4 protein-coding genes, 2 tRNA genes and 1 pseudogene are annotated in these 3,866 nt (G+C 64.2%); 4 read left to right on the forward strand and 3 right to left on the reverse strand.

Annotated elements, in window-relative coordinates; all coding sequences use genetic code 11:
• Nucleotides 1-1,346: pseudogene (locus tag JCM25156_RS23535) on the forward strand (PqiB family protein); the annotation flags it as partial.
• Nucleotides 1,347-1,350: 4 nt separating this feature from the next.
• Entirely contained in the window at nucleotides 1,351-2,028 is a 678-nt protein-coding gene (locus JCM25156_RS23540) for a PqiC family protein (RefSeq protein ID WP_025813080.1), read from the forward strand.
• Between the two features lie 100 nt (nucleotides 2,029-2,128).
• On the opposite strand, the gene nusG is transcribed toward JCM25156_RS23540, so the two are convergent.
• From nusG to JCM25156_RS10765, 3 genes are all read right to left on the reverse strand, one after another.
• Nucleotides 2,129-2,659 (reverse strand): transcription termination/antitermination protein NusG, encoded by a 531-nt coding sequence (gene nusG / locus JCM25156_RS10755; protein ID WP_025813081.1) that lies wholly within the window; start codon nucleotides 2,657-2,659, stop codon nucleotides 2,129-2,131.
• A gap of 8 nt (nucleotides 2,660-2,667) precedes the next feature.
• Nucleotides 2,668-2,862 (reverse strand): preprotein translocase subunit SecE, encoded by a 195-nt coding sequence (gene secE / locus JCM25156_RS10760; RefSeq protein WP_025813082.1) that lies wholly within the window; start codon nucleotides 2,860-2,862, stop codon nucleotides 2,668-2,670.
• Between the two features lie 133 nt (nucleotides 2,863-2,995).
• Nucleotides 2,996-3,072, reverse strand: a tRNA-Trp gene (locus JCM25156_RS10765).
• A 225-nt stretch (nucleotides 3,073-3,297) separates the two neighbouring features.
• Here JCM25156_RS10765 and JCM25156_RS10770 point away from each other — a divergent pair.
• Both JCM25156_RS10770 and JCM25156_RS23545 read left to right on the forward strand, forming a co-directional pair.
• Nucleotides 3,298-3,371 (forward strand) — tRNA-Gly (locus tag JCM25156_RS10770).
• A gap of 94 nt (nucleotides 3,372-3,465) precedes the next feature.
• The coding region (locus JCM25156_RS23545) for an MFS transporter (RefSeq protein ID WP_034959367.1) at nucleotides 3,466-3,866 on the forward strand (401 nt) is incomplete at its 3' end.

Genomic DNA, 3,866 nt, shown 5'->3' on the forward strand with positions numbered 1-3,866 from the left:
ACCGACCGCGCCCGCTTCTGGGTGGTGCGTCCGCGCATCAACGGCGCAGCGTGACCGGGCTGGAAACCGTCATGTCCGGTGCGTACATCGCCATGGACGCCGGGGAGCCGGGCGGCCGCTACACGACGCGGTTCACCGGGCTGGAATCCCCCCCCGGCGTGCGCTCGGACCAGCCGGGCCATACCTATACGCTGATCACGCAATCCCTCGGTTCACTGGGGCAGGGGGCGCCGATCTTCTTCCGTGATGTCGTGGTGGGGGAAGTGCTGGGCTATACCATGCCCCCTGAAGGGCGCGGCCCGATCCGCGTGCAGATTTTCGTGCAGGCCCCGTATGATCATTACCTGCGCACCGATACGCGGTTCTGGAACGTGTCGGGCGTGCAGGTGGGGCTTGGCCCCGGCGGGCTGAAGGTCAAGCTCCAGTCGCTTCAGGCGCTTCTGTCCGGTGGCGTGGCGTTTGACCCGCCCGATGCGCGTAACGAGAAGAATACCCTGCCCGAAAATGCCGGCACGCAGACCACCTTCCGCCTGTATGACAGCGCGGAGGAAGCCAATAGCGCGGGGTACCGCCAGCGGATTCCGCTTGTCACCTACCTGACCAGCTCCGTTTCCGGGCTGACGCGCGGCGGGCGGCTGACCATGTTCGGCATTCAGGTCGGCATGATTGATGATGTCAGGTTGCAGGTCGATCCCGTGACGGGAAAGGCGCATGTGCGCGTGGCCATGGAACTCCAGCCTGAACGCGTGCTGGATAACCGCGAGGTGCCGCCGGACGCCATGGCCGACCTGTTGCGCAGGCAGGTGGCGGCAGGGCTGCGGGCTTCCGTGCAGAGCACCAGCATGCTGACCGGCGAATCCGAAATCGCGCTGCTTTTCGTCAGGAACGCCAAGCCTGCCGAGATCACGATGGAAGACAACGCCCTGGTGCTGCCGGGGCAGGGCGGGGGCATGGCCGGTATCATGGACTCGCTGTCCGTCATTGGTGACAAGCTTGCCGCCATGCCGCTGACGCAGGTGGGTGAAAATCTGAACAGCCTGCTGGCCCATGCCGATGCGCGGATCAACAGCCCCGATACGAAGGAGGCGCTGACCGCCCTGCGCAGTTCGCTCCAGAACCTTCAGGTCATATCCCGCGACGCCCGTACCGAGATGCCCCAGTTGCTGACCGGAATGGACAAGACGCTCAAGAACGCGAATTCGGTCCTGTCCAGCTATGGCGGGGATACCGACTTCCAGCGCAACCTCCAGCAGATGATGCTGCAGCTCAACGACGCGGCGCGCTCGCTGCGCTTCCTGTCGGATTTCCTGACCCATCACCCCTCGGCTCTGATTACGGGACGATAAGACCATGCACCGCCCCTTCCGGTCCCCTGAAGACCGTTTCAAACGCCCTGTTTCCGGTCATCCGGCGCGTGGCTTCTCCGTCCCGATGTCCATGGCGGCGGCGGCGCTGCTCGCGCTGGGGGGCTGCGGGTCGTCCGATCCGGCGCTGTATTCGCTGGCCCCCGTGCCCACCACGCAGTCCATGACCGACAGCGCGCAGGCCCCGGGCGTGATCGAGGTGCGGATGCCCGGTGTCTCTCCCTCGCTGGACCGGCAGAACATCGTGGGCGTGCAGGACGATTACAGCCTGTCCACCCTGCCCGCCGCAGCGTGGAGCGAGCCTCTGGCCCCCATGCTTGGCCACGTCCTGTCCACCGACCTGCAGCAGCGCCTGCCGGGGCGGACCGTGTTTGCCCAGAACGATGCGACAACCGTTCCGGCGCAGGCGTTCGTGGAGGTCGAGATCACCCGCTTCGCGCGCGACGGTGCGGGGCTTGTGCATCTGTCGGGCAGCCTGTCCGTCCACCGGGCCGGTGATCCCGATCATGCGCTGTCCGTGCCGCTGGCGCTGAGTGCCGCCCCCACGGGTTCGGGCACGCGCGCCATGGTGGCGGCGCTGAGCCAGTTGACCGGGCAGGTGGCGGACATGGCCGCGCAGCAGCTTGTGCTGCTACCGCCCGCACCCCAGCCCCATCATGACTGAACACGCGGGCGTGCCCGCGTGCGGGCCGCCTTCCTACCATTAACGCGGCCCCAATAAAAAAGGCACCCGAAGGTGCCTTTAAACCGTAAGCCGGAAGGGATCAGACCTTCTCGACCTGGTTGTATTCCAGATCGACCGGCGTGGAGCGGCCGAAGATGGAGACGCTGACCTTCAGGCGGCCACGTTCCTCGTCCACTTCCTCGATCGTGCCGTTGAAGGAGGTGAATGGCCCGTCGGCCACGCGGATCTGCTCGCCCACTTCGAACGTGACGGAGGGACGGACCCGTTCCACGCCTTCCTGCGCCTGCTTCATGATCCGTTCGGCTTCCACCTTGGGGATGGGCGAAGGACGGGTCTTGGTGCCCAGGAAGCCGGTGACCTTGGGCGTGTCCTTGACGAGATGCCAGGCCTCGTCCGTCAGTTCCATGTTGACCAGCACGTAGCCGGGGAAGAACTTGCGCTCGGAATTGACCTTCTGGCCACGCCGCACCTCGGTCACCTCTTCCGAGGGGACGAGGATTTCACCAAAATGGTCGGCCAGCCCCTTCTGGGCCGCCTGTTCCTTGATGTGCTGGGCTATCTTTTTCTCGAAGCCCGAATAGACGTGGATGACATACCACCGCTTGGCCATGGCTGAACTCAGCCTCCCAGTCCGAAGAGTTTCCGCACGCCAAGGCCGATCACCTCGTCGACGAGGAAGAAGAAAATCGAGGCAAAACCGGCCATGGCCAGCACCGCACCCGTTGTCATGAGGGTGGCGCGTCGCGTTGGCCATGTAATCTTTCTGGCCTCTGCACGGACATCTTCAACAAATTTCGCGGGACCGACCGACACGAAATACCCTTCCTGCAACGCCGCGGCGCGCCAACCGGAAAATCCAGCCGGCGCGGGGCCTTAGAACCGGTGCGGACCATTGTGGCCCGACCCATCGGGTGCCAGGCCGGAAGGGGAATGCCCGACCGGAGAATGGCAGGGGTGGAGGGTCTCGAACCCGCAACCTCCGGTTTTGGAGACCGGCGCTCTAGCCAATTGAGCTACACCCCTGCAAAGCCGCCTGCGAATACCCGAAACCTTGTGGCGCGAACAGTGTCACGCCGTTTCGGGGCCTCCATGCGAACCCGGCACAGGAAGCGGAAAAAAGTATGACTCGCGTCCAAAGTCAAGGGGGCAGGACATAAAAATGCAAGTTTTACATCTTTGACCGGCCGGTACGGTTTATGGGCTTGCAACGGGCGGGGCTGAACCGGTATAGGTCTGGCAACCTTATGAGCGGGCGTAGCATAGTGGTAATGCAGTAGCCTTCCAAGCTTCTGAGGAGGGTTCGATTCCCTTCGCCCGCTCCAGATCGCCCTCCATCAAAAACATTTCCAGGCTTGACTGGAAACCGGATTCGTCCCGCATGGTGGGGCAGTCTGGCAGGATCAGGGGCGATCGCGCATGGTAACACCCACTCCTTCCTCGGTTCATCCGCGCATCGTGCTGGGTACGTGCTGCCTGAGCCTTCTGCTGGTCATGATGGATGTGACGGTGGTCAACGTCGTCCTGCCGTCCATCCGCGCCCAGATGCACGGCAGTTTTTCCACCCTGCAATGGGTGGTGGACGCCTATACGCTGATGGTGGCCAGCCTCATGCTGCTGGTCGGTTCGCTGGCGGACCGGTTCGGGCGGCGGCGGATGTTCCTGCTGGGCATTTCCCTGTTCTGCGTGGGGTCCGCCCTGTGCGGGCTGGCGCGCAGCGTGGACATGCTGGTCGTGGCCCGCGCGGTGCAGGGAATCGGCGGCTCCATGCTCAATCCCGTCGCCCTGTCCATCCTGACCAGCGTGTATGTCGAGCCGCG

The sequence above is a fragment of the Komagataeibacter kakiaceti JCM 25156 genome, from assembly GCF_000613305.1.

Bases quoted from the DNA above. Each gene is read 5' to 3' on its own strand.
- JCM25156_RS23540 (WP_025813080.1), top strand. From the start codon at position 1,351: ATGCACCGCCCCTTCCGGTCCCCTGAAGACCGTTTCAAACGCCCTGTT.
- nusG (WP_025813081.1), bottom strand. From the start codon at position 2,659: ATGGCCAAGCGGTGGTATGTCATCCACGTCTATTCGGGCTTCGAGAAA.